We start from the raw sequence: 25,353 nt of genomic DNA on the forward strand, positions 1-25,353 counted from the left end.
ATGGCGCGCGCATTGATGATCCAGGGGGCCGGCTCGGACGTGGGCAAATCGCTCATCGTCGCCGGCCTTGCGCGCGCGTTCACGCGGCGCGGCCTGCGTGTGCTCCCGTTCAAACCGCAGAACATGTCGAACAATGCCGCCGTCACGGTTGATGGCGGCGAGATCGGCCGTGCCCAGGCGCTTCAGGCCCTCGCCGCGGGCGTCGAGCCGCACACCGACATGAACCCGGTGCTGCTCAAGCCTGAGACCGATATCGGCGCACAGGTGATCGTGCACGGTAAGCGCATCGCCACCGCACGCGCCCGCGACTACGCTGCAATGAAGCCTTCCTTGATGGGCGCCGTGCTGGAGAGCTTTGAGCGGCTGAAGACGCGCGCCGACGTCGTGCTGGTCGAGGGTGCCGGCAGCCCGGCCGAAGTCAATCTGCGCAAGGCCGACATCGCCAATATGGGCTTTGCGCGCAAGGCCGACGTGCCGGTGGTGCTGGTCGGCGACATCGATCGCGGCGGTGTCATCGCGCAACTCGTCGGGATCAAGATGGTGATCGACCCGGACGATGCCGCGATGATCCGGGGCTTTGTCATCAACAAGTTCCGCGGCGATCCCACGCTGTTCGACGACGGCTACCGGCTGATCGAAACGAAAACGTCCTGGCACGGCTTCGGCGTGCTGCCGTGGTTCACGCGCGCCGGCGAGCTTCCGGCCGAGGATGCGCTGGGGCTGCGCGACGCGCGAAAGCCGGGCCAGTACAAGATCGCCTGTCTCGCATTGTCGCGGATCGCCAATTTCGACGACCTTGATCCCTTGAAGCTGGAGCCCGGCGTCGATCTTGTGATGGTGCGACCGGGCGAAGCGATCCCCGGTGACGTCCGCCTTGTCATCATCCCCGGTTCCAAGTCCACCCGGGGCGATCTCGCCTTCCTGCGCGCGCAGGGCTGGGACATTGATCTCCTCGCCCATCACCGCAGGGGTGGTCACGTGCTCGGCCTCTGCGGCGGCTACCAGATGCTGGGGCGAAGCGTCGCCGATCCCGACGGTATCGAAGGGCCGGCAGGCGAAACGCCAGGCCTCGGGCTTCTCAACGTGACGACGGAGATGAGCGCGCAGAAGACGCTGACGCGCGTCGCAGCCGTGCATACGGCTACCGACCAGCCGATCGAGGCCTACGAAATTCACATCGGCCGCACCGAAGGGCCGGATCGCGCACGCCCGTTCGCAAGGCTCGACGGCGCACCGGAAGGCGCCATCTCACGCGACGGGCGGGTGCACGGCAGCTATCTGCACGGCCTCTTCACCTCGGATGATTTCCGCAAGGCGTTTCTTGCAAAACTCGACATTCCCGGTGGCGACGAGCCCTACCACGCCAGGGTCGAAAGCGCGCTCGACGCGCTCGCCGAGCACATCGAGACGCATCTTGATGTCGAAGGCCTGCTCGCGCTGGCGCGCTGAGCGCTCAGCGCGCCAGCACATCCGCGAGGCGCGTCCATTCCGGCTCGCCGCCCGGAAGCCCCAGACGCAACCATGTCGGCTTCTGCGCGAAGACGCGCGACCAGATGTGGGCACGCGCGAGCTTGTCCTGCGCTACCAGCGCGTCGCCGGTCTCGTAGAGACGAAACAGCGGCGTGCCGCCGACGAGCCGCCAGCCTTGCGACTGCACCATGGCGTCGAGCCGAATGCTGTCGCGCACGAGCCGCGCTGCGGTTGCCTTGGCCCAGTCATCATCGCGCAAGGCGCGTTGCCCGATGGCAATCGCGGCGCCCGACACCGGCCACGGGCCGGACATCGCCGCGAGCGCTGCGACATCGGTCGCATTGCCGAGCGCGAAACCGAGCCGCAGGCCGGCAAGCCCGTAGAACTTTCCGAATGAGCGCAGGATCAACAGTCCCGGCCGATCGGCCTCACGCGCAAGCGACAGGTGCGGCAGCGCGTCGGCAAAGCTTTCGTCGATCACGAGGCGGCCGACGCGCGGCAGCAGCGCCAGCAGCGTCTCGGGTTGGTGGCATCGGCCGTCGGGATTGTTGGGGTTGACGACAAGGGCGAGGTCGGTGCCTGCGAGCGCATCCAGCTCGCCGACCTCTTCAACGTCCCAGCCCGCGGCCACAAGAACCGCGGCATACTCGTTATAAGTCGGCGCGAGAATGCGGGCGTGGCCGCGCGATGCAATGTGCGGCAGCAATTGAATCGCGGCCTGCGCGCCACCTAGCGCAACGACCGGCGCGCGCGTCCCATAGGCGTGTTGCGCGGCCTGATGCAGCGACTCGATCTCGGATCGCGACGGCAAAGCGCTCCACTGCGGCAGACTCACCTCGACGGCCGGGTAAGGCCGCCGGTTGATCCCCGTCGAGAGATCGATCCAGTCCTCCGCGCGTCCGCCGAAACGTTGCCGGGCCTGATCGAGGTTTCCACCGTGCTCGCGCATGTCTTGTTCTTTCACGCGAAGGCGAGGATCGCAAGGACGCCGGCGAGCAGCAGCATGGCGCGGCGATAGATCGTCAGCCCATGCTTGAGGTCGGCGGCGAGCGGATCGCGTGCACCTTCGTTCAGCCAGGGCTCGTTGGTGATGCTGCCGTGATAGATGCGGGGACCGCTGAGCCGCACGCCAAGCGCGCCGGCCATGGCGGCTTCCGGCCAACCGGCATTGATCGAGCGGTGGCGGTTCGCGTCCCGCGTCATGCACGACAGCGCCTCTGGCGGCCGCGGCGCCAGCAGCACGAAGAGAAAGCCGGTGAGACGCGCCGGAATGAAGTTTGCGACATCGTCGATGCGCGCTGCGGCCCAGCCGAACGCCTCGTGCCGCTCGGTGCGATGGCCGATCATCGAGTCCAGCGTGTTAATAGCCTTGTAGCCGAAGACGCCGGGCAAGCCGAACAGCGCGCCCCAGAACACGGGCGCGACGATGCCGTCGGAAGCATTCTCCGCCAGGCTCTCGAGAGCCGCACGCGCGACGCCGGCCTCGTCAAGCGTAAAGGGATCGCGCCCGACGATGCGCGACACGGCCGCGCGCGCGCCGGCGATGTCGCCGGCCTGCAACGGATCCGCGACCGCAGCCACGTGATCGCCCAGCGAACGCAACGCGACCAGCGGCCAGGCGAGGACGCCCACCAGCACGATCCCGATCCAGCCCGAGGAGAGCATGGACTGAAGCACCCAACCGAGCGCGGCGGACAGCGCGATCACGACGAGCGCGCCGGCAATGCCCGCGACGCGGCGAAGCGCCGGCGCATCGGACGGCCGATTCCAGGCGGTATCGATGGCCGTGATCAGCCGGCCGAGCCAGGTCACGGGATGGCCGATCCGCGCGAACAGCGGCGATGGCCAGCCCACCAGGGCATCCACCGCCATCGCCACCACCATCGCGCCCGCAAAACCCACGCAGCTCTCCCGTCTCGCTTTGCCCCTGATGCGCAAGACCCCGGCCGAGCGCAAGCCCCCGTCTGCCTGATTTCGGCTTTGTCTTTGCCCGCGTTTGGTGATTAGTGCTGGCCGACAGGAGACTTTGATGGCCGTCATTTTGATCACGGGCGGAGCGCGATCGGGCAAGAGCCGGCGCGCGGAGGCGCGCGCGCACAACTTTCCGGGGCAGCCCGTGTACATCGCAACGGCCGAGGCGCTCGATGCCGAAATGACGGAGCGCATTGCAGGACATCGCGCGCGGCGCGGAACCGACTGGATCGAGCGCGAGGAGCCGCTGGACCTCGTGCAGGCGCTGACTGAGACCGATGGCGGCGGCGCAAGGCTCGTCGACTGTCTGACATTATGGCTGTCCAACCTGCTCCATGCGGAGCGCGACTGGACGCGCGAGGTCGCACGGCTCGCCGAGGCCCTGCCCCGCCTCAAGAGTCCGGTCGTCCTCGTCAGCAACGAGGTCGGCCTCGGCATCGTGCCCGACAACGCGTTGGCCCGCGCCTTTCGCGACGCCGCCGGGATCATGAACCAGGCCATCGCGGCCATTGCCGACGAGGTCGAGTTCGTCGTCGCCGGACTACCGATGAAGCTGAAATGATGCTGCGCACCGAGCTTCTGCACGACATCGTCACCGATCTCAGGATCGCGGCGTCGTTCGTCACGGTCCTGCCGTTGGCACCGTCCAAGCCGGCCGGCAATGGCGCGATGGCGCGCGCGAGCTGGGCGCTGCCCGTCGCCGGCCTGCTGGTCGGGCTTGCAGGGGCGGCGGCCTACGCGATCGCGAACCGGGTCGGGCTGCCGTCAGCCGCGGCCGCCCTGTTGGCGCTGGCTGCGACCATCCTCATCACAGGTGCGCTGCACGAAGACGGGCTTGCCGATACCGTTGACGGGCTCGGCGGCGGGCGGACACGCGAGCGCAAGCTCGAGATCATGCGCGACAGCCGGATCGGGACCTATGGCGTTTGTGCGCTGATCCTGTCGTTCGGCCTGCGCTGGAGCGCGCTCGGGGCCATCACCGATCCCTGGCTGGTAGCGCTCGCGCTGTCGTCGGCGCATGTCGCATCGCGCGCGGGCCTGCCGGCCTTCATGTCGCTGGTGCCATCGGCACGGCCGGACGGACTTTCGGCGAGTGCGGGCCAGCCACCGGGCCCAAGCGTGGCCCTGGCGTTTGGTTTCGGTATCCTCGCTCTCGTCATCGCACTCGGGCCGGGCAAGGCGCTGATCGGCCTGATCCTGCTGTCGCTCGCGGGGCTGATCCTAGCGCGGCTCGCCACGCGTCAGATCGGCGGGCAGACCGGCGATATCCTCGGCGCGTTCGAGCAGATCGGCGAGATTGCGATCCTGCTGCTGGCGGCAGCAAGCCTGCAGATGGGGCGATGACCCCATGGTCGAGTTCGACGACCTCTTCCGCCGGCAACTGCACGAGCTGTTCGTGTGGCGCCGCGACGTGCGCCGCTTCCGGACCGATCCGCTGCCGGATGGCACCATGGAGCGGCTGATCGAGACGGCCTGCCTTTCGCCCTCGGTCGGCCTCAGCCAGCCCTGGCGTTTCGTCATCGTTGCGGACAGTGCCAGACGTCACGCCGTGATCGACGATTTCAAGGCGTGCAACGAAGATGCATTGAAGTCCTACGCCGGCGAGCGCGCTGGCCGCTATGCGGCGCTAAAACTCTCCGGCCTCGAACAAGCGCCAGGTCATCTCGCCGTGTTCGCGGACAAGGGAAGCGACATCGGCCATGGTCTCGGCCGCGCGACGATGCCGGAGACGACCGAATATTCCGTGGTCGCGGCGATCACCGCGATGTGGCTCGCCGCGCGCGCCGAGGGCATCGGCCTCGGCTGGGTGTCGATCCTCAATCCGGATCGCATCCACACCATTCTCGAGGTGTCGCAGACCTGGAAATTCATCGCCTATCTCTGCATCGGCTATCCCGAGGCCGCATGCGACCGGCCCGAGCTCGAGCAGGCGGAGTGGGAACATCGACGGGGAGCGGAGGAGTTCACGTTGCGGCGGTAGAGTTCGTTGGTGGCGTAAGCGCGAGGCGCACGTATGGAGTTGCCTGCTACATTGAACCTCGTTGACGTGACGGTGAGCCCACATCTGGCGCTCACAAAACCTGGACGACTGCGGTTAGACCGGTTCAGAAAGCTTGGTAGGCTCGTGACGGCACTGGCTCATGCAGCGACGCTACTTGCGGCGTTTGCCGCAACTCGCGCATACGCCGCTGATATAGGTTATCTGGCTCCCCCCGGAGTCGCTGCGAACGAGTTTCCCTCACCGCAGCGCCCTGTTGCACGGATTGTCAGCCCACGCCGCTCCGCCGAAGAGCACCGCGACGCCCTCAATGAGGCCGGCCAAATCGCACGTCTTCTTGAACTGAAACCTGGCATGACAGTCGGCGACATTGGTGCAGGCAATGGCTACCACACGGTCAGACTCTCGCACCTCGTCGGACCCGCCGGCTCTGTCGTTGCCCAGGACGTCACGCGGGACTACCTCATGGAGCTCGCCAAGCGAGCAGAACTTCTGAAGTTGACGAACGTGCAATTCGCACTCGGCGAACCACACGACCCGCGCCTGCCCGCTTCCTCGCTGGATGCCGCAATCCTTGTGCACATGTACCACGAGATCGCCCAACCCTATGCCTTCCTCTACAATCTCGCGCCCGCCTTGAAGCAGGGTGCGCGGGTCGGAATTGTCGACCTTGAACTTCCGACGTCGAAGCATGGCACGCCAATCGAGCTCTTGCGTTGCGAATTGAACGCCGTCGGCTATCGCGAGGTCGCCACATATAAGCTCGCAGGGGACGGAGGATACTTGGCGGTATTCTCTCCGCCGGAGATAGCGGGTCGAAAATCTCCCCGAGATATCGTTGCTTGTGGGGATCACTCCGGCACTCACTGATATCACGCCCGCCACCCTGCTTCTTGGCTCTGAGCTGCCTAGGCTCTGCCTAGCTGTACGTCAGTTGCTAGGGGTGAGGCAGACCCATTGTGCTCGGTGTGAGTTCTTCTCAGTTTGACCCAACTCGGACGTTAAGCGGCTAGTCTGCGGCTGCCTGGGGCGAATCCGCCCCTTCCGTCCCGATGGCCAAGACAGATAAGATGCCCGCTCTCGACCCAGGGGCGGAAATGACGCGCGTGGTAAAGACGGGCAACAAGGCAACCAAGGCGAGAGCCCGCAGGAGAAGTGCGCCAAAAGGTCGCAGATCGGCCAAGACGAAGTGCGGGATAGCCCCATCTGTCACTCGTCGCGAGGCAGTTTCGGTTGCCGATCTACAGGCGCAGCTTGAACGTCGGACTGTAGAGCTGGATCAAGCGCTGGAGCAGCAGGCCGCGACTTCGGAAGTGCTGCAAGTCATATCCAGTTCGCCTGGTGAGCTTGGGCCGGTGTTCGAGGCCATGCTGGAAAATGCCGTGCGCATCTGCAGCGCCAGTTTTGGGACGCTGCTCCTATACGAAGGCGACAGGTTCCGGCGGGTGGCGCGAATGGCCGCGCAAAACGTGCCGCAATCGTATGCGCCCGACCAGGAAACGCCGCCACACTTCATCGCGCCGTTTGATGGGACGCCTTCGCTGGGACGCCTCGTCGAGACCAAGGCGCTGGTTCACATTGCCGATATTGCCACCGAGTATCCCGACGATCTGATCTACAAGGTCGCCGCAGCCCGCACCGTTCTGATTGTGCCGATGCTCAAGGAGAGCGAGCTTGTCGGCGCCTTTGCCGTCTACCGCAAGGAGGTGCAAGAGTTCAGCGACAAGCAGGTCGAGTTGCTAGAAAATTTTGCGGCACAAGCGGTGATCGCCATCGAGAACACGCGGCTGCTCCGCGAGCTGCGCGAGCGCACTGACGATTTGACTCGTTCCCTCGACGACCTGCGCGCCGCGCAGGATCGCCTGGTGCAGACCGAGAAGCTGGCGTCGCTCGGCCAGCTCACCGCCGGCATCGCGCACGAGATCAAGAATCCGCTCAACTTCGTCAACAATTTCTCCGCGCTCTCGGCCGAGCTCACCGACGAGTTGAACGATACGCTGAAAGCCGCCGCTCTGAACGACAAGCTCCGCGAGGAAGTCAACGAACTGACGAAGTTGCTCAAGGAGAATCTTGAAAAGGTCGTGCAGCACGGCAAGCGCGCCGACTCCATCGTCAAGAACATGCTGCTGCATTCCCGCGAGGGGCCGGGTGAGCAGCGGCCCGCCGACATCAATTCGCTGGTGGATGAAAGCCTCAATCTTGCCTACCACGGCGCGCGCGCCGAAAAGCCCGGCTTCAGCATCACGCTGCAGCGCGACTTCGATGCGAATGCGGGTGCGGCCGAGCTGTTTCCGCAGGAGATCACGCGCGCGTTGCTTAATCTGATCTCGAACGGTTTCTATGCCGCGACTAGGCGAAAGGCCGAAGCAGCCGACGATACCTTTGAGCCTGTCCTTAGCGCTGCCACCAAGAACCTTGGCAAGACAGTCGAAATCCGGATTCGCGACAATGGTGTCGGCATTTCGCCCGAAGTCAGAGAAAAGATTTTCGATCCCTTCTTCACCACCAAACCGGCGGGAGAAGGAACGGGGCTCGGCCTCTCAATGACCCATGACATCATTGTCAAACAACACGGCGGCAGGATCGACGTCGAGACAGAGCCTGGCGCATTTACTGAGTTTATCATTACCCTGCCGCGCGGCGACGGCACCGCATCCGGCCAGCGGCCGAAATGATTGCTTATGGCCCATCAGCGAAATTACGCCGCGTCTGATGGAGGTCCGCTCATTGCTGCAGACCGGACCAGATTTGCTCAACCTGAGTTCTTCGCATTTTGACCCAAAGGCGAATCCCGCCAGCGGCGGCCTGTGAGGCAGATTCCGCATGGATCAGGCAGCGGATTTTCCTGCTAAGATGGGATGACCATACTTTCGCGGCTGACCCGACCTCCGGCCGTGGGTGGCGGGCAACCGCAAATTCGGAGGGATTCCGCATGCGACGTTATCTTTTAGGGCTCTATGTTCTAGGGCTTTCATTTTTCGGCCCCTCTTCGAATGCGCAGCTTCTGGCACAAGAGATCAAGCCTAGCTGGTCGATTCCACCAGAAATCAAATGGGAGGCCGTTAATGGATACCCTATGGCGTACAGAGATGCAGGCAGCGGAACGCCCATCGTTCTCGTGCACGGCTCGATCAACGATTACCGAACTTGGAACGCACAGTTTAACGTTTTTAGCGAAACTCATCGGGTGATCGCGGTCAGCTTGAGGCACTTCTACCCGGAGCGATGGGATGGGGTCGGCACCGATTTTTCGATTGAGCAGCACGCTGATGACGTTGCTGCTTTGATTGAGAAACTGAACCTTGGAAAGGTACACCTTGTTGGACACTCGCGGGGCGGCGCTGTTGTAATCGAGGTTGCCAAATCGCATCCCGAAGTTATTCGAACCCTTGTTTTGCCGGATGCCAGTATCGAGATGCCGATGCCAGAGACGACCGAGGCCAAGGAGGCAGCAGGATCCACCAAAAAGCTCGTCGGCACCTTACAAACAAACCTAAAGACTGGGGACCCGGTTAAGGCAGCCGAGGTGTTCGTTGACATGGCGAACGCGGCACCTGGCACGTGGCTAAAATTGTCCGAACCTGTGAAGGAGATGATTCTGGCGAACATTTATACAGGATTGGGCGATAAAGGCCGTCCCCTTACATCATGTGATGATCTCAAGAAATTCGACTTTCCGGTTCTGTTGATGACGGGCGACAAAAGCCCGAAAAAATTTGAGTTGTTCTACAGCGAAATGCGCAAGTGCAAAGACGATCTTCCCCAAACGATAGTGATACCAAACGCCGGTCACGCCATGCAGCGAAACAACCCAGAAGCCTTCAACAAAGTTACCCTGGCGTTCGTTTCTCAGCACTAAGGATCGGCACTACTGCACCAGATGAGTCCGGTTCTGGCCCTTCTCGACCGTCACTGGCACTTGCCTGGACGTCGGCTGTGAGGGGTAGAGCCGCCATGGCCGACACGCGGCGAAAACGACGCGATTGACCCCTACCGGAAGTCGGTGGGCCCAATTTGGCCGTCCACCGTTGGCAGGTATCGCAGCCATTCGCCGGATCGGATGCCTCGCGGGTCAAGACCTCGGTGCGAGGCGACGTAGTCGATCTCGCTGCGCGTGGTGCCGATATCCATCAGCTCCCTGTCACTTAAATCGGACAGGGAGGCGCGCAATCTTTGGCGTTCGCGGCGCTCCTGAAAGGCATCCCAATATTTCCAGATAAAGCTAGAGACCTGCCGGGTCGATACGGATGTCCGTTCCAGCCACTTTGTGCCGTGGGTCGTGCTCATTGCGGTGTCTCCCTCGGACGGTGTTTTTCCACCCGCACGAGGGTGCCGCGAGATCTGCGGGCACGCTTGACCGGCAGCTTACATTTTCCTCACCGACAGTTTATCCTTCCGAATTCTAGCGGGGTTCAAAGCGGTACCCGGTGATCGGGGGGCCTCACCCAAGGGATTCGTACCTTGCGCTATCTCTTCGAGGAGTACGCATTCGATACCGACCGGCGCGAACTGCGTCGTGGAGCAGATGTCGTCCCCATCGCACCACAGGTCTTCGACCTTCTCGATTACCTGATCCGCAACAGGGAGCTGGTCGTCAGCAAAGACGACCTCATCAATGCCATTTGGAATGGGCGCAGCGTTTCGGATGCAGCACTGACGACTCGGCTGAATGTCGCCCGAAGCGCAATTGGCGATTCCGGGGAGGAACAGCGCCTGATCAAGACGTTGCCGCGCAAGGGATTCCGTTTCGTCGGACAGGTGCGGGAGGTGCGAGAAGTTGCCGGCCTAAATCACAGCGATGCGCCCGCGAGCGCTCTTGCGCTTCCCGATAAGCCGTCCATCGCCGTGCTGCCGTTCGAGAACATGAGCGGCGATCCCGAGCAGGAATACTTCGCGGACGGAATGGTTGAGGAGATCATCACCGCGCTCTCGCGGTTTAAATGGTTATTCGTCATCGCTCGGAACTCGAGCTTTACCTTCAAGGGCAAAGCCGTCGATGTGAAGGAGGTCGGACACAGGCTTGGCGTCCGGTATGTCCTTGTAGGGTCTGTGCGCAAGGCGGCGGGAAAAGTTCGCATCACTGGGCAATTGATCGATGCGACTACCGGGGCGCACATCTGGGCGGACAGGTTCGAGCGTGACCTGACAGACATCTTCGCTCTTCAGGACGATGTTACGATCGCCGTTGTCTCAGCCATTCAACCAAAATTGCTTCAAACAGAAATTTCAATGGCAACGCGGCGGCGGCCTGAGAACCTCACCGCATACGATCTTTTTCTCCGAGCCATGCAGCAGTCTTACATATCGACTCGCGAAGGGCTGGCCGAGACGCTGCGGCTGGCTCATCGCGCTTTGGAGCTAGACCCTCGGTTCGGCCTTGTCGCTGCTCTGGCAGGTATCTGCCACATGCAAAACGTCCTTTTTGGCTATGCTGCCGATGCTCAATTCGAGCGTAAGGAAGCAATTCGGCTTTCCCGCTTGGCCTTGAGCGTCGACGATGGTGATCCGGACACGTTAGCAGCGGCTGCCCAAATCTCGGCGTTCATGGTCGGCGACAGTGAAAGTACGATCGAAATGGCTGACCGGGCGGTCGCGCTCAACCCAAATTCATATCTTGCGTGGACCCGCAGAGGCTGGGTCTATAGGATCGCGGGGCTGCCGGAAGAAGCGGTGCGGAGCTTTGAACGTGCTATTCGCCTGAGCCCGGTAGACCCGCAGCTACACATAGCTTTTTTTGGGATGGGCATGGCCTTTATTGAGCTTGGTCGGTTTGACGAGGCAATCGTCGCAGGGAAAAAAGCCCAACGTCAGCACCCCTCCTATGTCGGAGCTTACCGCTGTCTCGCGTCCGCTCTCGCTCATCTCGGACGTGACGCGGAGGCCCGTGAGGCAGCGGCTCGTCTGCGTGAGGTCGATCCCGCCTTTACAATCTCTGCGTTCATCGCTCGGGGCGGTCAATCAAACGCGAAGCTGTTGATTGAGGGTCTCCGGAAGGCGGGATTGCCCGAATGAGCCCGCGACTTGTGCCGGACGAGTGATCGAATACGAGACGCAATTTGCTGCGATGCATGAGTCCGGAAGTGGCCCGAGGCCGACATGCAGCCATGTCGGCTTCAACGTCGCCTTCTTGGAGAAATGCGGACGCGACAGTTCATGAGCGCGCGCTCACTTGGTCCGCCGCCTGGCACCGGATGTGATAGACACCTCCACCGGCGCCTCCTCGTCGTTGCGCCCGAAACGCTCGACCAGAAAATCGATGAAGAGCCTCACCTTGAGCGAGAGGTGCCGCGTCGGCGGATAGACCGCGTAGAGCGCCAGCGGCGGCGCCGAATAGTCCTTAAGCACCGCGTGCAGTTCGCCCTTCTTCAGTGCGTCGGCGGCGATGAATTCCGGCAGCAGCGCCACACCCCTGCCCCGGATCGCGACATCGCGCAGCACTTCCGCATTGTTGACGCAGAGCGACCAGGCCGGCTGGATCCAGTGGTCGCCGTCCGCGCCCGTCAGCTTCCATTGATTACCGGTGAGCAGGAAGCGGTAGGTCAACGAGGCGTGATTGCGCAGCTCCTGCGGATGTTTCGGCGTGCCGTGGCGCGCCAGATAATCCGGCGAGGCGCAGATCAGCCGCGCAACGGGCACGATCTTGCGCGCGATCAGGCTGGAGGATTCCAGCTCCGCGATCCGCAGCGTCACGTCAAAACCGTCCTGGACGGGATCGAGCAGATCGTCGCTGAGCACGAGCTGGAGCTGAAGCTCCGGATATTTTTCCATGAACTCGGCCAGCACCGGCCCGAGCCGCATGGTGCCGAAGGACATCGGCGCGTTGACGCGCAACAGGCCACGCGGCGCCGACTGCAACTGCGTCACCGCCTGATCGGCGGCTTCGATCTCGGACAGGATCACGACCGCGCGCTCGAAATATTGCTGGCCGTTCTCGGTCGGGCTCGCATGCCGCGTCGTGCGGTTCAGCAATTGCACGCCGAGACTCTCCTCGAGATCGGCGATGTATTTGCTGATGGCGGAGCGCGAGAGGCGCAATTGCCGGCCGGCCTCGGCAAAGCTGCCGCTTTCGACCACTTTCACGAAGGCGCGCAGGCTGGCGAGTTTATCCACCCTGTGATTGTTTCCAAATCATAGACATAGCGGTCATAATTGCACGGATTGTCTCCAATTCAAAGCGGCACGATATTTCCTGGCAGAGCAAGGCCGCTCACGAGCTTTGGAGGATGAGATGTCTGGACTGCACCATGTCACTGCGATTGCCGGCGACCCCATCAGGAATTTCGGCTTTTACACCCGCGATCTCGGGCTGCGCTTCGTCAAGAAGACGGTCAATTTCGATGATCCGTCGACCTATCACTTCTATTATGGCGATGAGACCGGCCACCCCGGCACTATCCTGACCTTCTTCCCCTGGCAGGGCGTGCCCACGGGGCGCCGCGGCGTCGGCGAGACGCATCAGACCGCCTTCCGCGTGCCGCAGCGCTCACTCGGCTACTGGACGCAGCGCTTCACCGAAAAGGGCATCGCTTACGAGGCGCTGGAGAAGCGGTTCGGCGAGTCGGTGCTGCCGTTCACCGATCCGGACGGCATGGCGCTGGCGCTGGTCGGCGTGCCCGGTGCCGAGAATGAGCCCGGCTGGAGCAATGGCAACGTGCCGGCTGAGCATGCGATCCGCGGCTTCCATGGCGTGACACTGCTGCTCGACAGCGCGGCGAAGACGGCTGCCGTTCTCACCGACGTGTTCGGCTTCGAGGAGACGGCGCGCGAGGGCTCCGTGATCCGCTTCAAGGCGCCGGGCGATGCGCAAGGCAGCGTCGTCGACATCTACGAGGCCAAGGGCTTTCTGCGCGGACATCAGGGTGGCGGCTCGGTGCACCACATTGCTTTCCGCGCGGCCGATGATGCCGAGCAAGGCAGGATGGCGCAGAAACTCGTCTCCAACCATGGCCTGCACCCGACCGAGCAGCGCGACCGCAACTACTTCCGCTCCATCTACTTCCGCGAACCCGGCGGCGTGCTGTTCGAGATCGCGACCGACATTCCCGGCTTCGCCGTCGACGAACCCGTGGCCTCGCTGGGACGCGACCTGAAGCTGCCGGGCTTCCTCGAGCCGCATCGCAAGCAGATCGAAGGCGTCCTGCCGAAGCTGGAAGAGACCGCGTCATGACCGAGAGTTCATTCGTTTATCGCTTCGAGCCCGCGAGCAGCGCGGGCTCGGCGCCGCTCCTGCTTCTTCATGGCACCGGCGGCGACGAGAACGACCTGCTTGGGCTCGGCCGGATGATCTCGCCCGGCTCCGCCCTGCTCTCGCCGCGCGGTCGCGTGCTCGAGCACGGCATGCCGCGCTTCTTCCGACGTCTCGCCGAAGGCGTGTTTGACGAGGAGGACGTGCGGCGGCGCGCGCTCGAGCTTGGCGCCTTCGTCGATGACGCCCGAGAGCGGTACGGCATCGCGGCGCCGGTCGCGGTCGGCTTTTCCAACGGCGCCAACATCGCGGCGGCACTGTTGCTGTTGAAGCCTGAGGTGCTGGCCGGCGCGGTTCTGCTGCGTGCCATGGTGCCGCTGTCGGATCCGCCCAAGGCCGAGCTCAAGGGCAAGCCGGTCCTGCTCCTGTCGGGACAGGGCGATCCGATCGTGCCTGCCACCAACTCGGCGCGGCTCGCCGCGCTGCTATCGGAGGCTGGCGCGAGCGTGACCCACAAGGTCCTGCCCGCGGGCCATCAACTCACACAGGCCGACGTCGCGCTCGCCCGCGACTGGATCGGCAACGTCGCCGCCGAAGCGGCGTGATTTGATAAGCGGCGCGCAGTGTAAGAGCTGTGCGCCGCTCACTCCTTTGCCTCAATCGAACCAGCCGCGCTGCATGAACCAGATCAGAGGCAAGACGCCGCTGGCGATGACGGCGAGCCACGCCAACGGATAGCCGAACGTCCAGCTCAGCTCGGGCATGTTCTTGAAGTTCATGCCCCAGATGCCGACCAGGATCGTCGGCGGCACACCGACCACGGATACGATCGTGAGGATCTTGAAGAGATCGTTCTGCTGGATGTTGACGAAGCCGAGGACGGCGTCGAGCAGGAGCTGGATCTTGTCTGACAAGCGCGTCTCGTAATCACTGAGCGATGCGACGTCCTTTGATACGGCTTCAAGGCGCTTCTTCGACGAGGCCGTGATCCACTCGCTTCCGACCTCGTCCGCGAAGGTTGCAATTCGGCCGACGCCAAGCAAGACGTCTCGCGCCTTGGCGAGGCGGTCGGCCAGGTCGCCGACGTCCTCCAGCGCTTCACGCATCCTGCGGCTGGAGCGAACGGGACGCTTGGTTCGAACGAGCCCACCCTTGAAGACGCGCCTCGACAGCGTATCGGTTTGCGCGCCGAGGTGCTCCAGGACATCGGCGCCGCGCTCGACCATGGATTCGAGCAGGCTGGTGAACACGCACATGCCGTTCTCGAGGCTGTCGTCCGAACCGATGCGCTTGCCGACATCGTCGAAGACAGGGAGCGGCCAGAAGTGCACGGTCACCAGCACCCGCGGCCCGATGATGAAGCCCACCGGCGTGATCTCGGCCTCGTGGTCCTCGTTAAGTCTGACGGCCGGCGAGCTGAGATAGAGCGTGCCGTGGTCGAAGATCAGGCGGCTTGAAGCTTCGATCTCGCTCAGCGTCTCTTCGGAAGGGATGCGTATCTTGAGCCGCCGCTCGACGAATTGCTTTTCTGCGGCCGTGCCATTCAGCAGATCGGCCCAGATGATCCCGGACGGCATCTCAGCGCCGATGTTCCGCCAGTCATCGGTCGGCCACCTGTACAGTTTGAGCAATGACCAAACTCCGTCATCGTGTCGGCACGCCGGATCGTGCACCCGGCCGGCCGGCTAACGCACGGGGGTTCCAAATGTTCAACGCGGCGGTAGCCTCAGCGCCACAGATTGGAGATCGCAGCGCTGTCGCGGGCGCATCGTTCACGCTGAACCGGGGCGCGTGCTCATAAACAAGCGCGAGATGAACTTCGCCGAGCATCTCTCGGCGCCGAGAGTATTGAAGTCTAAAGGGAGGGCAAACCGGGCGGCGGCTTGCGCATGTTGGAGGCCTGCTCGTAGGCGTAGGCCAGGCGCAGAAGTTTGTGCTCGCTCCAGGCACGACCCGCGAAGGTGACGCCGAGCGGATAGTCGGGCGTGTCCTTGCCATCGACCCCCGAGACGAAGCCGCCAGGCACGACGACGCTGGGATAGCCCGCTTTGGCGGCGATCGCGGCGCCCATCACGCCGGGGAACAGGACGGCATCAAGTTTATGCAGGTTCATGTAGGCGTCCATGCCACGCGTCCTGGCGGTGAGCAAATCCATGACGCGTGCCGACTTGTACTCGCGCTCACTCAAATCGCCCCTGGTGAGGTTAGCGGCGAGGAACAGGTCCTGGCCGAAACGCAGCGTCTTGCCGGCATTCGCCTCGTTGAACGCCACGATGTCGGCGATGGTCTTGATCTTCGTGTTGGTCGCCCAGTCCTTCAGGTAGAGGTTGAGGTCACGCTTCAGTTCGTAGAGGAAAACAATCCGCTGCGCGACCGGATTGCCCTTGTTGCCGCTCAGCGGATTGCGGTTGAGCACGGCCATGGTCGTTCCTGGTCCGCTCATCCAGCCGGCCGCCGGCATACTGGCGCGCACGATGACGGCGCCCAGATCCGCCAGCACCTTGATCACGTCGGCCATCACCTTGGCCCCGCTGGGTGGCAGCTTGCCGTAGAAGCAGTCGTTCAGCGGGTCGGCTGGGTCGCTCGGCACGCCGATGCGGGCGCCCTTCATCGCATCGTGCGCGAGGTCGGCGGTGTAATCGGCCGGCCGCCGCTGCCGTTGTGTCACGGGGTCGAGCGGGTCCTCGGCCGCCAGCACGTTCAGGAGCATCGCCGCGTCGCGCACCGTACGCGTCATCGGCCCTGCGGTGTCCTGGCTGTGCGAGAGCGGCAGGATGCCGGCACGGCTGATCAGTCCGACGGTCGGCTTTACGGTGACGATGCCGTTCCGGCTGGCGGGTGCAGCAGCGAGCCCGAGGTCTCGGTGCCGATCGAGGCCGTGCATAGACCGGCCGCTACAGCGACCGCCGAACCCGAGCTTGAGCCCCCCGGGTTCACCACCGGGTTGCCTTGGTCGTCGATAAGCGTCGGCGCGTAGGGGTTCTTCACCTGACCGCCCAGCGATGAGTAGCCCGAGGGCATGTCAATTGCGAGCATGTTGGCGAATTCCGTCAGGTTCGCCTTGCCCAGGATCACCGCGCCTGCATCCCGCAGCAGCTTGACGACGGTGGCGTCGTCCTTGGCGCGCGCGCCTTCCAGCGCCAGCGAACCCGCCGTCGTCGGCTGTTCGTCGCCGGTCGCAATGTTGTCCTTCACCAGGATCGGGATGCCAGCCAGCGGCCGTTTGACCGACGGCTTCGTGTCGTCGAGCTTGCCCGCGATCGACAGCGCGTCGGGATTGAGCTCGCGTACGGAGTTGAGCATCACTCCATCGCGGTCGTAGGCCTCAATGCGCGCGAGATAAGCTTTGGTCAGCGCCGTGGCAGTAACCCGCCCACTGGCCAAAGCATGGGCGATATCGCTCATGGGCGAATTCTCGAGCTTCAGCGAGGTCGGTGCCTCGGCGCTGACGGCAGCCGCGACGCGGCGCGCATCGCGGCGGATTGGCTTCTTCATGGCGTGCCCCGCCTGGCGGCGCGTCTCGAACCATGAGGCCGAGCTCCGATGATGGTATCCTGCCGGTGTTTTGTCCGACGTGTCAACGGCTTCACAGGATGTGCAAGCCGTCCTTCCGGCCGTCACCAGCTACTTTGCATGGGGTTGTTTTTCAGATTTTTGTTTGGACCCGCCAAACGACTTACCTCACCCCACGAACGAAGGGAGAGGTAAACGTTGAGGCAACAGGCTCGCCCTGATTGGCCGGGCGTTACTCCCAGTACCAGGTCGAAAAATCGTTCTCGTACTGCGGGACGTCCTTCCAGACGCCCTTCAGCTTCTTGTTGGTGATGGTGATGAGCTGCGGCTGGTACAGGAAACCGGCGACCGCATCGGTGGCCAGCATACGCTGGGCATCGCCGAGCAGCTTGGCGCGGGCAGCCTCATCCGGCGTCGACACGATCTGCTTGTAGAGCGCGTTGAACGCCTCGTTGTTGTAGCCGAGGTAGTAGTCCGGCTCGGTGATCTTGACGAGGTCGAACGGCTCGACATGGCTCACGATGGTGAGGTCGAAATTGTGCGGACCATTGCCGGCAAACACCTGCGACAGCCACTGCGCCCATTCGACGTTCTCGATCTTGGCGATGATGCCGACCTTGGCGAGCTGGGCCGCGAGGATCTCGCCGCCCTGCCGCGCATAGGACGGCGGCGGCAGCTTCAGCGACACCTCGAGCGGCGTGGTGACGCCGGCCTCCGCCAGCAGCTTCTTCGCCTTCTCGGGATCGTAGGGATTGATGCCGGTGGTGTCGACATAGCCGAGCGCACCGGGCACGTAGAAGCTGCCGATCGGCGTGCCGAAGCCGTCGACCGCGCCGTCGATCATCGCCTTGCGATCGATCGCAGCGAGAATGGCCCGGCGCACGCGCACATCATCGAGCGGCTTCTTCCGCTCGTTGATGCCGACGATGGTCTTGGCCCTGGAGCCGCCGACCTGGACGTTGAAGCGCGGATCGGCCTTGAACTGCGCGATGGTGCGCTGGGCCGACACGCGCGGGAACGCGTCGACGTCGCCCGAGAGCAGCGCCGCGGTCTGCGCGGCCGGATCGGAGATGAAGCGGATCGTCACCTTCGACAGCTTGATCGCCGAAGTGTTGCGATAGTCCGCCCATTTGTTCAGCGTGATCGAAGAGCCCTTGGCCCAGGCGCCGAGCTGGTAGGGACCGGTGCCGATCGGTTGCGTCGCATCGGTCGGTGCGCTCTTCGGCTCGACGATCGACGCGCTTGCCTGCCCCAGCAGGAAGGGCAGGTTCGGCTCGGCATATTTCAGGGTGATCACGACCGTGTCGGCATCGGGCGCTTCGATCTTCTCGAAGCTCTGGAACAGGCTCTTGTCCTTGTTCGTGCTCGTCGCCACCGCGTTGCGTTCGAACGAGAACTTCACCGCGGCGGAGCCAAACGGCTCGCCGTTGTGGAATTTGACGCCCTTGCGCAGCTTGAACGTATAGGTCTTCAGGTCGGGCAATGCGGTCCAGCTCTCGGCCAGCAAGGGCGACGTCGAACCGTCCTCGTTGATCTTGGTCAGCGTCTCGTAGATATTGTAGAGCGTGACTTCGGCAATCGCCGCAGCGGCTGCGGTGGTGGGATCGAGTCCCGGCGGCTCCAGAGCCATCGCCATGACGACGCTGTCTTTCTTGCTCTGCGCCATGACCGGCAGCGGCGCCGCGGCGAATGCGGCGGTGAATGCGACGATGGTTAATTTCTTGAACATGCGTTACTCCCCGGCCTTCTTTCAATCTACGCCGATCCTGCCCCGAAACACTAACCTTCCATGGCAGCTTGCGGCAACGCCGCCACGGCCTCGGCCTTATGGCAGGCGGCGAGATGCGCCTCGCCGATCCTGCGTAGCGGAGGCGGAACGTCACGGCAATGCTGATCGGCGAGCGGACAGCGCGAGACATAGGGGCATCCGGTCGCGGCCGCCGATTGCGAAGCGATCGCCTGGGCGCCACGCCGCCGCCGGCCACCGCCGGCGCGGGCGCGCGGTACGGCGTCCAGCAGGGCCCGCGTATAGGGATGGGCGCAGCGCTTGAACAGGTCTTCGGGACGCCCCTGCTCCACGATCCGGCCGAGATACATCACGGCGACCTCGTCGCAGAGATAATCGACGACCGCGAGGTCATGGCTGATCAGGATGTAGCTCAGGCCGAACTGCTCCTGCAGATCCTGCATCAGGTTGAGCACCTGCGCCTGCACGGAGACGTCGAGCGCGGAGACCGGCTCGTCGGCGACGATCAGCTTCGGCTGGGTGATCAGGGCGCGCGCAATCGCGATGCGCTGGCGCTGGCCGCCGGAGAATTCGTGCGGATATTTGTCCATGTCGGCATCGCGCAGGCCGACCTGCCTCAGCACAGCCGAAACCCGCGCGCGCAGCGTGCTGCGATCGGTCTCCTCCAGCACGGTCAAGGGCTCCGCGACGATGCGCGCGATGGTCTGGCGCGGGTCGAGCGATCCATAAGGATCCTGAAACACCATCTGGAAATCGCGCCGGGCCCGGCGCAATTCATCGGCCGGGATGCGGTTGAGGTCGCGGCCGAGCAGCGCGACCTGCCCCGACGTCGGTCGCTCCAGCGCCATCACCAGTCGCGCGAAGGTCGACTTGCCCGAGCCGGATTCGCCGACGACGCCGAGGCTCCTGCCCGCCGCGACCTGCACGCTGACGCCGTTCAGCGCGAGCACTTGCGACGGCGGCCGGAACAGGCTTTCGCGCGGCAGGGTGTAACGCTGCACCAGGTCTTTGACGTCAAGGAGCGTATGCGAGGCGGCGGTCATGCGGACACTGCTCCGACGCGATCGGCCATCGAGACATCCGTGCGCAGGCAGCGCACGTCATGGCCGGGTCCGACCTCGACCATCGGCGGCAGCGCCGCGCGGCACCTGTCCTCGACGAGCGGGCAGCGATCGGAGAAGGTGCAGCCCGCCGGCAGGTCGGCGAGCTCCGGCACGGTGCCCGAGATGGTTTTCAGCCGCGTCCCTTTGCGCGCACCAAGGCGTGGGCGAGCGCGAAACAGGCCCTGCGTATAGGGATGCCCCATGCGCCTGAACACCTCGTCGGTGGGGCCGCTCTCGACCACGGTGCCGCCATACATCACCATCATGCGCTGCACGTTCTCGGCGATGACGCCGAGGTCGTGCGAGATCAGGATCATCGACATGCCGCGCTCTTCGACGAGATCGGCAATGAGATCGAGGATCTGCCCCTGGATGGTGACGTCCAGCGCGGTGGTCGGCTCGTCCGCGATCAACAGGTCCGGCTCGCAGGCAAGCGCCATGGCGATTGTGATGCGCTGGCGCTGGCCGCCGGAGAACTGGTGCGGATAGGCGTCTATGCGCTTCGCCGCATCGGGAAGGCCGACGCGGTCGAGCAAGGCGATCGCTTCCCTTCGTGCCTGCGCCGCCGAATAGTTCTTGTGACGGCGGAGCGGCTCGGCCACCTGGTGCCCGATCGTGTGCATCGGGTTGAGCGCGGTCATCGGCTCCTGGAAGATCATGCTGATGCGGTTGCCGCGCAGGCGGCAGTAGTCGCGGTCCGAGAGCCCGACCAGCTCGCGGCCCTCGAGCCGGATGCTGCCGCCGACGACGGCGCTGTCCGGCAACAGTCCCATCAGGGACAGCGCCGTAACCGACTTGCCGCAACCGGATTCGCCGACCAGTCCCAGCGTCTCGCCGCGCTTCAAGGAAAAGCTGACGCCGCGCACGGCCTGCGCCGGGCCGCGGCTGGTGTTGAGGCGGACGCCGAGATTGTCGACCTCGATCAGCGGCGCGATTGCGGGAGTGCTCATCATCATCGCTCCCGCGCCAGCCTGGGATCGAGCAGATCGCGCAATCCGTCGCCGAGCAGATTGAGACCGAGCACCGCGATCGCGATCGCCGCCCCGGGATAGACCGCGAGCATCGGCGACTGGAACAGCAGGGTTTGCGCGTCGTTCAGCATGCGCCCCCAGGACGGCTGCGGCGGTTGCGTGCCGAGGCCGAGATAGGACAAGGCGGCTTCGGCGAGAATCGCGAGCGCGAACTGGATCGTCGCCTGCACGATCAGGATCGACAGGATGTTCGGCAGCACGTGCTCGATGGTGATGCGGAAACTGCCCTTCCCCGCGGCGCGCGCCGCCAGGACGAACTCGCGGGCCCAGATCGCGTTGGCCGAACCGCGCGTCAGACGGGTCAGCGTCGGGATCTGGAAGATGCCGATGGCGACGATCGACGTCACCATGCCGGGCCCCACGACCGCAGCGAGCATGATGGCGGACAACACGGCCGGAAAGGCGAAGGTGAAGTCCGAAAAGCGCATGATGATCTCTTCGGTCCAGCCCCGGCGCGCCGCGGCGATCAGGCCGAGGCAGACGCCGAAGGTGAGACCGATGCTGACCGCGATGATGCCGACCAGGATGGTCGAGCGGGCACCGGCCAGCAGCAGCGAAACGATGTCGCGGCCGAAGGAATCGGTGCCTAGCCAGTGCGCCGCGGACGGCGGCTTGAGCTTTGCGGCGATGTCGATCTCGTAGGGCGACCACGGCGTCCACACCAGCGACAATAGTGCAGAGGCGAGAACGAGCAGGCTGAGCACGCCGCCGACCATGAAGCTGCGATGCCGCAGCGCGCGGCGCCAGAACGTGCGGGCCGGGAGAGGACGCGCGGCGACCGGCGCGTCAAGCGACGAACTCAGCGGCGCGCTCACAGGTCGTGGACCTTGATGCGGGGATCGATGAAGGCATAGAGCACATCGACCACGAAGTTGACGATCACGACCATCGCCGCGAGCAGCATCACACAGTTGCGCACCACGATCAGGTCGCGATTGGCGATCGACTGGAAGATCAGGCGGCCGAGCCCCGGCAGATAGAACACGTTCTCGATCACGATGGTGCCGGCGAGCAGATTGGCGAACTGCAGGCCCATCACCGTCATCACCGGGATCATGGCGTTGCGCAGCACGTGGCTCCACAACACCTCGCGCTTGCCGAGCCCCTTCGCACGCGCCGTGCGGACAAAATCCTCGCGCAACACTTCCAACACCGCCGAGCGCGTCACGCGCGCGAGGATCGCGGCCTGCACCACCGCGAGCGAGATCGCCGGCAGCAGCAGCGATTTGACGCCGGGCCAGATGCCGTCGTCCCAGCCGGCAAAGCCGCCGGCCGACAGCCATTGCAGCCGCACCGAGAACAACAGGATGAGGAGGATGGCGAACCAGAAGTTCGGCAGCGCCAGGCCCACTTGCGTCAGCGACATCACGCCGACGTCGCCGAGCTTGTTGTGGTTGGCGGCGGTGTAGATACCGGCGGAAAGCGCGAGCGCCACCGTGATCAGCATGGACATGATTGCGAGCGGAATGGTCAGCACCAGCCGCTCCGCGATCAGGCTAGCTACCGGCGTGCCGTAGACATAGCTGTTGCCGAGATCGCCCGAGAGCAGCCCCTCGATCCATTGCAGGTAGCGAATGGTCAGCGGCTGGTCGAGCCCGAGCTTGACGGTGAGCGCGCGCACCGCGTCCGGCGACGCATCGGCGCCCATCAGCATCTGCGCGGCGTTGCCGGGCAAGGCATCCAGCACCAGGAAAATGATCAGGGATGCGCCGACCAGCGTCGCCAGCAGGGTCAAGAGACGTCGGAGGACAAATACGCTCATGCGCGCTCGGATTCAGGGCTCACGGGCGGCACGATCAACATGTCCGGGCGCCCGACGCAAGCCCCCTGCTGCACGCCATCAACGCCTCACTCCGGCCAACGGGACAGAAGGTCGTGCGAGGCCTCGAACAGCGCGCTCACACGCAACAATTCGGCATCGGCCCGGAAGCGGCCGACGAGCTGCAGTCCGATCGGGAGGCCGTCGTGGCCGAAGCCGCAGGGCAGGCTCACCGCGGGGTGCCCGGTCATGTTGAACAGCATGGTCCACGGGAACCAATGCGGTCGGACGCTGTCGAACTGCTGACCGTCGATCTCGATGGTGCCGAACAGGTCCTGGTCGATCGGCAGCGCGGTGCGGGTGACGGTCGGCATCGCCAGCAGATGCCCACGCGCAAGCAGGGATTGCACCCGGCGGAACAGCGCGGTGCGCGCGAACATCGCCTCCTGATAGTCGACGCCGCTGACATTGGTCGCAAGAGCGACCTGCTTCACGAAAGTATCGCTCAGGACGTCGCCATGCTCGGCGACGAGCTTCGAAAACCGCGTGCGCCAGACCGTGTGGTTGATGGCGCGCCAGATCGGCTCGATGTCGAACCCCTCGCCGGAAAACTCCTCGAGCTCGGCACCTAAGCCTGCCAGCCGGTCGAGGCTCGCCTTGAAGCTGGCCGCGACGTCGGCGGACACGGGACGTCCAGGCGGCGACAGGCAGAACAGGATCCTTTGCCCGCGCAGATCGCCGCGCGGCGCTGCCGTGCCGATGAAATCGGAGACGGGAACGCCGATCGACCAGGGATCGGAGGCATCCTCGCCGGCCATCGCCTGCATCATCAGCGCAGTGTCGGCGACGGTGCGCGTGGTCGGCGTGACATAGGTCTGGTTGCCGAAGGCATCCTGCACCTGGCTGTGCGGAATGACGCCGTTGCTCTGCTTGATTCCGACCACGCCGTTGCAGGCGGCGGGGATCCGCGTCGAGCCGCCGCCATCGGTCGCGATCGCGAGCGGCGCGATGCCGCTGGCGACGGCCACCGCGGCGCCGCCGCTGGAGCCGCCGGAGGAACGGCCCGCATCCCACGCATTGCGGGTGCGGCCGAACAGCGGCGAGTCCGTCAGGCACTTGCTGCCGAATTCCGGCGTCGTAGTCTTGCCGATCAGGATCGCGCCCTGAGCGCGCAGTCGTGCGACGGCGACAGCATCCTCCTTCGGAACATTGTCCTTGTAGGGAACGGCGCCGAAGGTGGTCTTCACGCCCCTGGTGTTGACGATGTCCTTGACGGTAACGGGAAGGCCATGCAGCAGGCCGAGCGGCTCGCCTGCCATCACCTTGCGCTCCGCCTCGCGCGCCTGTGCCATCGCCTCATCGCCGCACAGCGTGATGAAGCAGTTCAGCTCTGGCTGAAGCGCCTCGGCGCGCGCGAGCACCGCGCGGGTGATCTCGACCGGCGAAAGCTCCTTGCCGCCGATACGGGCGCGCAGCTCGGTGGCGGACAGGAAACAGAGATCATTACTCATTGAAGGACCAGCTCGCATCAGAACGCGCGGACCTTGCCAGCGCACGCCAATCCTGTCCATTTCGGCTGGCGCATGGCCGCAGTCCGCCGGAACATCCCGGACATTGCGATGGCCAAACTCGCCGCTTACCAAGTCGGGGAGATCTCGCGGCTCCACGGCGGATCGGCGCCCGGACGGGTACAGGTGAGACCGGCGCAATTGGCGGCAAAGGCGAGCGCGCGGCGGAGCTCGTCGGCGCCGATATCCCTTAGCTTTTGCCGGGCGAGCCGTCCCTGCCTGTGCAAGGCAAACAACAGCGCTGCCTGAAAGCTGTCGCCGGCGCCGATGGTGTCGGCCACTTCAACTTTTGGCGCGGCGACTGCGATCTGCCCTGCCCGCCCATGCCACGCCACGGCGCCGCTGTTGCCGCGGGTGATGACGACGAGGCTCGCGCCCTGCCCCAGCAGCGCGTTCGCCCGCTGCGGACAAGGCTCGTCGCCGAAGAGATAAGCGAAGTCGACGTCGGACATCTTGATCAGGTCGGCGCTATCCGCGAACTCCACCATGCGCGCGAGGTAGGCTGGCTTGTCCTTGACCAGGTTGGGCCGGCAGTTCGGATCGAACGAGATCGTCGACGTCGCCCGTGCATCCGCGATCAGGGCCTTGGTCTCGGCCGCGCCCTTGTCGTTGACCAGCGTGGTCGAGCCGACATGGACGGCCTCGACCGTCTCGAACGGAATGGTGCCGCGCCGGTAGGTCCAGTTCCGCGTTGCGGTTTCGGCGTCATAGAAGGCATAATGCGACTCGCCCGCGACGATGCGGACAAAGGCGAGCGTTGTCTGGTGATCGCCGCGAGTCGCAAGGCCGAGCTCGACATTCGAGGCCGTCGCGTGATCGGCGATCATCTGTCCGAACAGATCGGTCGAAATGCCGCCCACGAAGCCGGTCGGCGCACCCAGCCGCGCCATGCCGATCGCGACATTGAGACAGGAGCCGCCAACGGCCGGCATCGCCGCCTCGCGGCCCTCGGCATTGCGCGTGGGCACGAAATCGATCAGCGCATCGCCGCAGGCAATCAGCATCCG

The 25,353-nt window shown here is 64.4% G+C and carries 22 protein-coding genes and 1 pseudogene; 10 read left to right on the top strand and 13 right to left on the bottom strand.

Going from position 1 to position 25,353, the window contains the following annotated elements:
• On the top strand, positions 1-1,449 hold the full coding sequence (locus tag MTR72_RS20460) for a cobyric acid synthase (protein ID WP_280964808.1): 1,449 nt from the start codon (positions 1-3) through the stop codon (positions 1,447-1,449).
• Positions 1,450-1,453: 4 nt separating this feature from the next.
• On the opposite strand, the gene cobD is transcribed toward MTR72_RS20460, so the two are convergent.
• Both cobD and cbiB read right to left on the bottom strand, forming a co-directional pair.
• Positions 1,454-2,419 (bottom strand): threonine-phosphate decarboxylase CobD, encoded by a 966-nt coding sequence (gene cobD, locus MTR72_RS20465; RefSeq protein ID WP_280964809.1) that lies wholly within the window; start codon positions 2,417-2,419, stop codon positions 1,454-1,456.
• Positions 2,420-2,430: 11 nt separating this feature from the next.
• Complete coding sequence (gene cbiB, locus MTR72_RS20470; protein ID WP_280964810.1) at positions 2,431-3,372, bottom strand: adenosylcobinamide-phosphate synthase CbiB; 942 nt, start codon at positions 3,370-3,372, stop codon at positions 2,431-2,433.
• Positions 3,373-3,499: 127 nt separating this feature from the next.
• Here cbiB and cobU point away from each other — a divergent pair, with 127 nt between their 5' ends.
• From cobU to MTR72_RS20500, 6 genes are all read left to right on the top strand, one after another.
• A complete protein-coding gene (gene cobU, locus MTR72_RS20475) occupies positions 3,500-4,003 on the top strand; it encodes a bifunctional adenosylcobinamide kinase/adenosylcobinamide-phosphate guanylyltransferase (protein ID WP_280964811.1) in 504 nt (167 codons plus the stop codon).
• Positions 4,000-4,785, top strand: coding sequence for an adenosylcobinamide-GDP ribazoletransferase (cobS, locus tag MTR72_RS20480; RefSeq protein WP_280964812.1), 786 nt, complete (start codon positions 4,000-4,002; stop codon positions 4,783-4,785). The genes cobU and cobS overlap by 4 nt, the downstream gene beginning before the upstream one ends.
• 4 nt (positions 4,786-4,789) lie before the next feature.
• Positions 4,790-5,422 carry a 5,6-dimethylbenzimidazole synthase gene (gene bluB / locus MTR72_RS20485; RefSeq protein ID WP_280964813.1) on the top strand — a complete coding sequence of 211 codons (633 nt, stop codon included), beginning with the start codon at positions 4,790-4,792 and terminating at the stop codon, positions 5,420-5,422.
• A gap of 144 nt (positions 5,423-5,566) precedes the next feature.
• The gene (locus MTR72_RS20490) at positions 5,567-6,310 is read left to right on the top strand and encodes a class I SAM-dependent methyltransferase (RefSeq protein ID WP_445819615.1); all 744 of its coding nucleotides are present in this window, start codon (positions 5,567-5,569) and stop codon (positions 6,308-6,310) included.
• A gap of 200 nt (positions 6,311-6,510) precedes the next feature.
• Positions 6,511-8,115 (top strand): sensor histidine kinase, encoded by a 1,605-nt coding sequence (locus tag MTR72_RS20495; RefSeq protein ID WP_341510876.1) that lies wholly within the window; start codon positions 6,511-6,513, stop codon positions 8,113-8,115.
• A 257-nt stretch (positions 8,116-8,372) separates the two neighbouring features.
• On the top strand, positions 8,373-9,299 hold the full coding sequence (locus tag MTR72_RS20500) for an alpha/beta fold hydrolase (RefSeq protein ID WP_341510877.1): 927 nt from the start codon (positions 8,373-8,375) through the stop codon (positions 9,297-9,299).
• Between the two features lie 131 nt (positions 9,300-9,430).
• Here the strand turns inward: MTR72_RS20500 and MTR72_RS20505 are convergent, their stop codons facing one another.
• Complete coding sequence (locus MTR72_RS20505; protein WP_280964817.1) at positions 9,431-9,727, bottom strand: DUF1127 domain-containing protein; 297 nt, start codon at positions 9,725-9,727, stop codon at positions 9,431-9,433.
• A 174-nt stretch (positions 9,728-9,901) separates the two neighbouring features.
• Here MTR72_RS20505 and MTR72_RS20510 point away from each other — a divergent pair, with 174 nt between their 5' ends.
• Positions 9,902-11,452, top strand: coding sequence for a winged helix-turn-helix domain-containing tetratricopeptide repeat protein (locus tag MTR72_RS20510; RefSeq protein ID WP_280964818.1), 1,551 nt, complete (start codon positions 9,902-9,904; stop codon positions 11,450-11,452).
• Positions 11,453-11,605: 153 nt separating this feature from the next.
• Here MTR72_RS20510 and MTR72_RS20515 read toward each other — a convergent pair whose 3' ends face one another.
• Positions 11,606-12,550 (bottom strand): LysR family transcriptional regulator, encoded by a 945-nt coding sequence (locus tag MTR72_RS20515; protein ID WP_280964819.1) that lies wholly within the window; start codon positions 12,548-12,550, stop codon positions 11,606-11,608.
• 118 nt (positions 12,551-12,668) lie between these two features.
• On the opposite strand from MTR72_RS20515, the gene MTR72_RS20520 reads away from it, so the two are divergent.
• The gene (locus MTR72_RS20520; protein WP_280964820.1) at positions 12,669-13,607 is read left to right on the top strand and encodes a ring-cleaving dioxygenase; all 939 of its coding nucleotides are present in this window, start codon (positions 12,669-12,671) and stop codon (positions 13,605-13,607) included.
• Positions 13,604-14,230 carry an alpha/beta hydrolase gene (locus MTR72_RS20525; RefSeq protein ID WP_341510878.1) on the top strand — a complete coding sequence of 209 codons (627 nt, stop codon included), beginning with the start codon at positions 13,604-13,606 and terminating at the stop codon, positions 14,228-14,230. The genes MTR72_RS20520 and MTR72_RS20525 overlap by 4 nt, the downstream gene beginning before the upstream one ends.
• A 51-nt stretch (positions 14,231-14,281) precedes the next feature.
• Here MTR72_RS20525 and MTR72_RS20530 read toward each other — a convergent pair whose 3' ends face one another.
• The 9 genes and pseudogenes from MTR72_RS20530 to MTR72_RS20575 form a co-directional block, all read right to left on the bottom strand.
• Positions 14,282-15,256, bottom strand: a complete 975-nt coding sequence (locus MTR72_RS20530; RefSeq protein ID WP_280964821.1) for a magnesium transporter CorA family protein — start codon at positions 15,254-15,256, stop codon at positions 14,282-14,284.
• 224 nt (positions 15,257-15,480) lie between these two features.
• A pseudogene (locus MTR72_RS40490) lies at positions 15,481-17,120 on the bottom strand (amidase family protein).
• Positions 17,121-17,370: 250 nt separating this feature from the next.
• Positions 17,371-18,867 (bottom strand): ABC transporter substrate-binding protein, encoded by a 1,497-nt coding sequence (locus tag MTR72_RS20545; RefSeq protein ID WP_280964824.1) that lies wholly within the window; start codon positions 18,865-18,867, stop codon positions 17,371-17,373.
• Positions 18,868-18,917: 50 nt separating this feature from the next.
• Positions 18,918-19,928 carry an ABC transporter ATP-binding protein gene (locus tag MTR72_RS20550; RefSeq protein ID WP_280964825.1) on the bottom strand — a complete coding sequence of 337 codons (1,011 nt, stop codon included), beginning with the start codon at positions 19,926-19,928 and terminating at the stop codon, positions 18,918-18,920.
• Positions 19,925-20,938 (bottom strand): ABC transporter ATP-binding protein, encoded by a 1,014-nt coding sequence (locus MTR72_RS20555; protein ID WP_445819609.1) that lies wholly within the window; start codon positions 20,936-20,938, stop codon positions 19,925-19,927. Before MTR72_RS20555 ends, MTR72_RS20550 begins: the two co-directional genes overlap by 4 nt.
• Positions 20,939-20,940: 2 nt before the next feature.
• Entirely contained in the window at positions 20,941-21,834 is an 894-nt protein-coding gene (locus MTR72_RS20560; protein WP_341510880.1) for an ABC transporter permease, read from the bottom strand.
• Positions 21,831-22,781 (bottom strand): ABC transporter permease, encoded by a 951-nt coding sequence (locus tag MTR72_RS20565; RefSeq protein WP_280964828.1) that lies wholly within the window; start codon positions 22,779-22,781, stop codon positions 21,831-21,833. Before MTR72_RS20565 ends, MTR72_RS20560 begins: the two co-directional genes overlap by 4 nt.
• A gap of 86 nt (positions 22,782-22,867) precedes the next feature.
• Complete coding sequence (locus MTR72_RS20570) at positions 22,868-24,289, bottom strand: amidase (RefSeq protein ID WP_280964829.1); 1,422 nt, start codon at positions 24,287-24,289, stop codon at positions 22,868-22,870.
• Between the two features lie 125 nt (positions 24,290-24,414).
• Positions 24,415-25,350, bottom strand: coding sequence for a carbohydrate kinase family protein (locus MTR72_RS20575; RefSeq protein ID WP_280964830.1), 936 nt, complete (start codon positions 25,348-25,350; stop codon positions 24,415-24,417).
• Positions 25,351-25,353 lie beyond the last annotated feature (3 nt).

Source organism: Bradyrhizobium sp. ISRA442 (assembly GCF_038085055.1).
Taxonomy (GTDB): Bacteria; Pseudomonadota; Alphaproteobacteria; order Rhizobiales; family Xanthobacteraceae; genus Bradyrhizobium.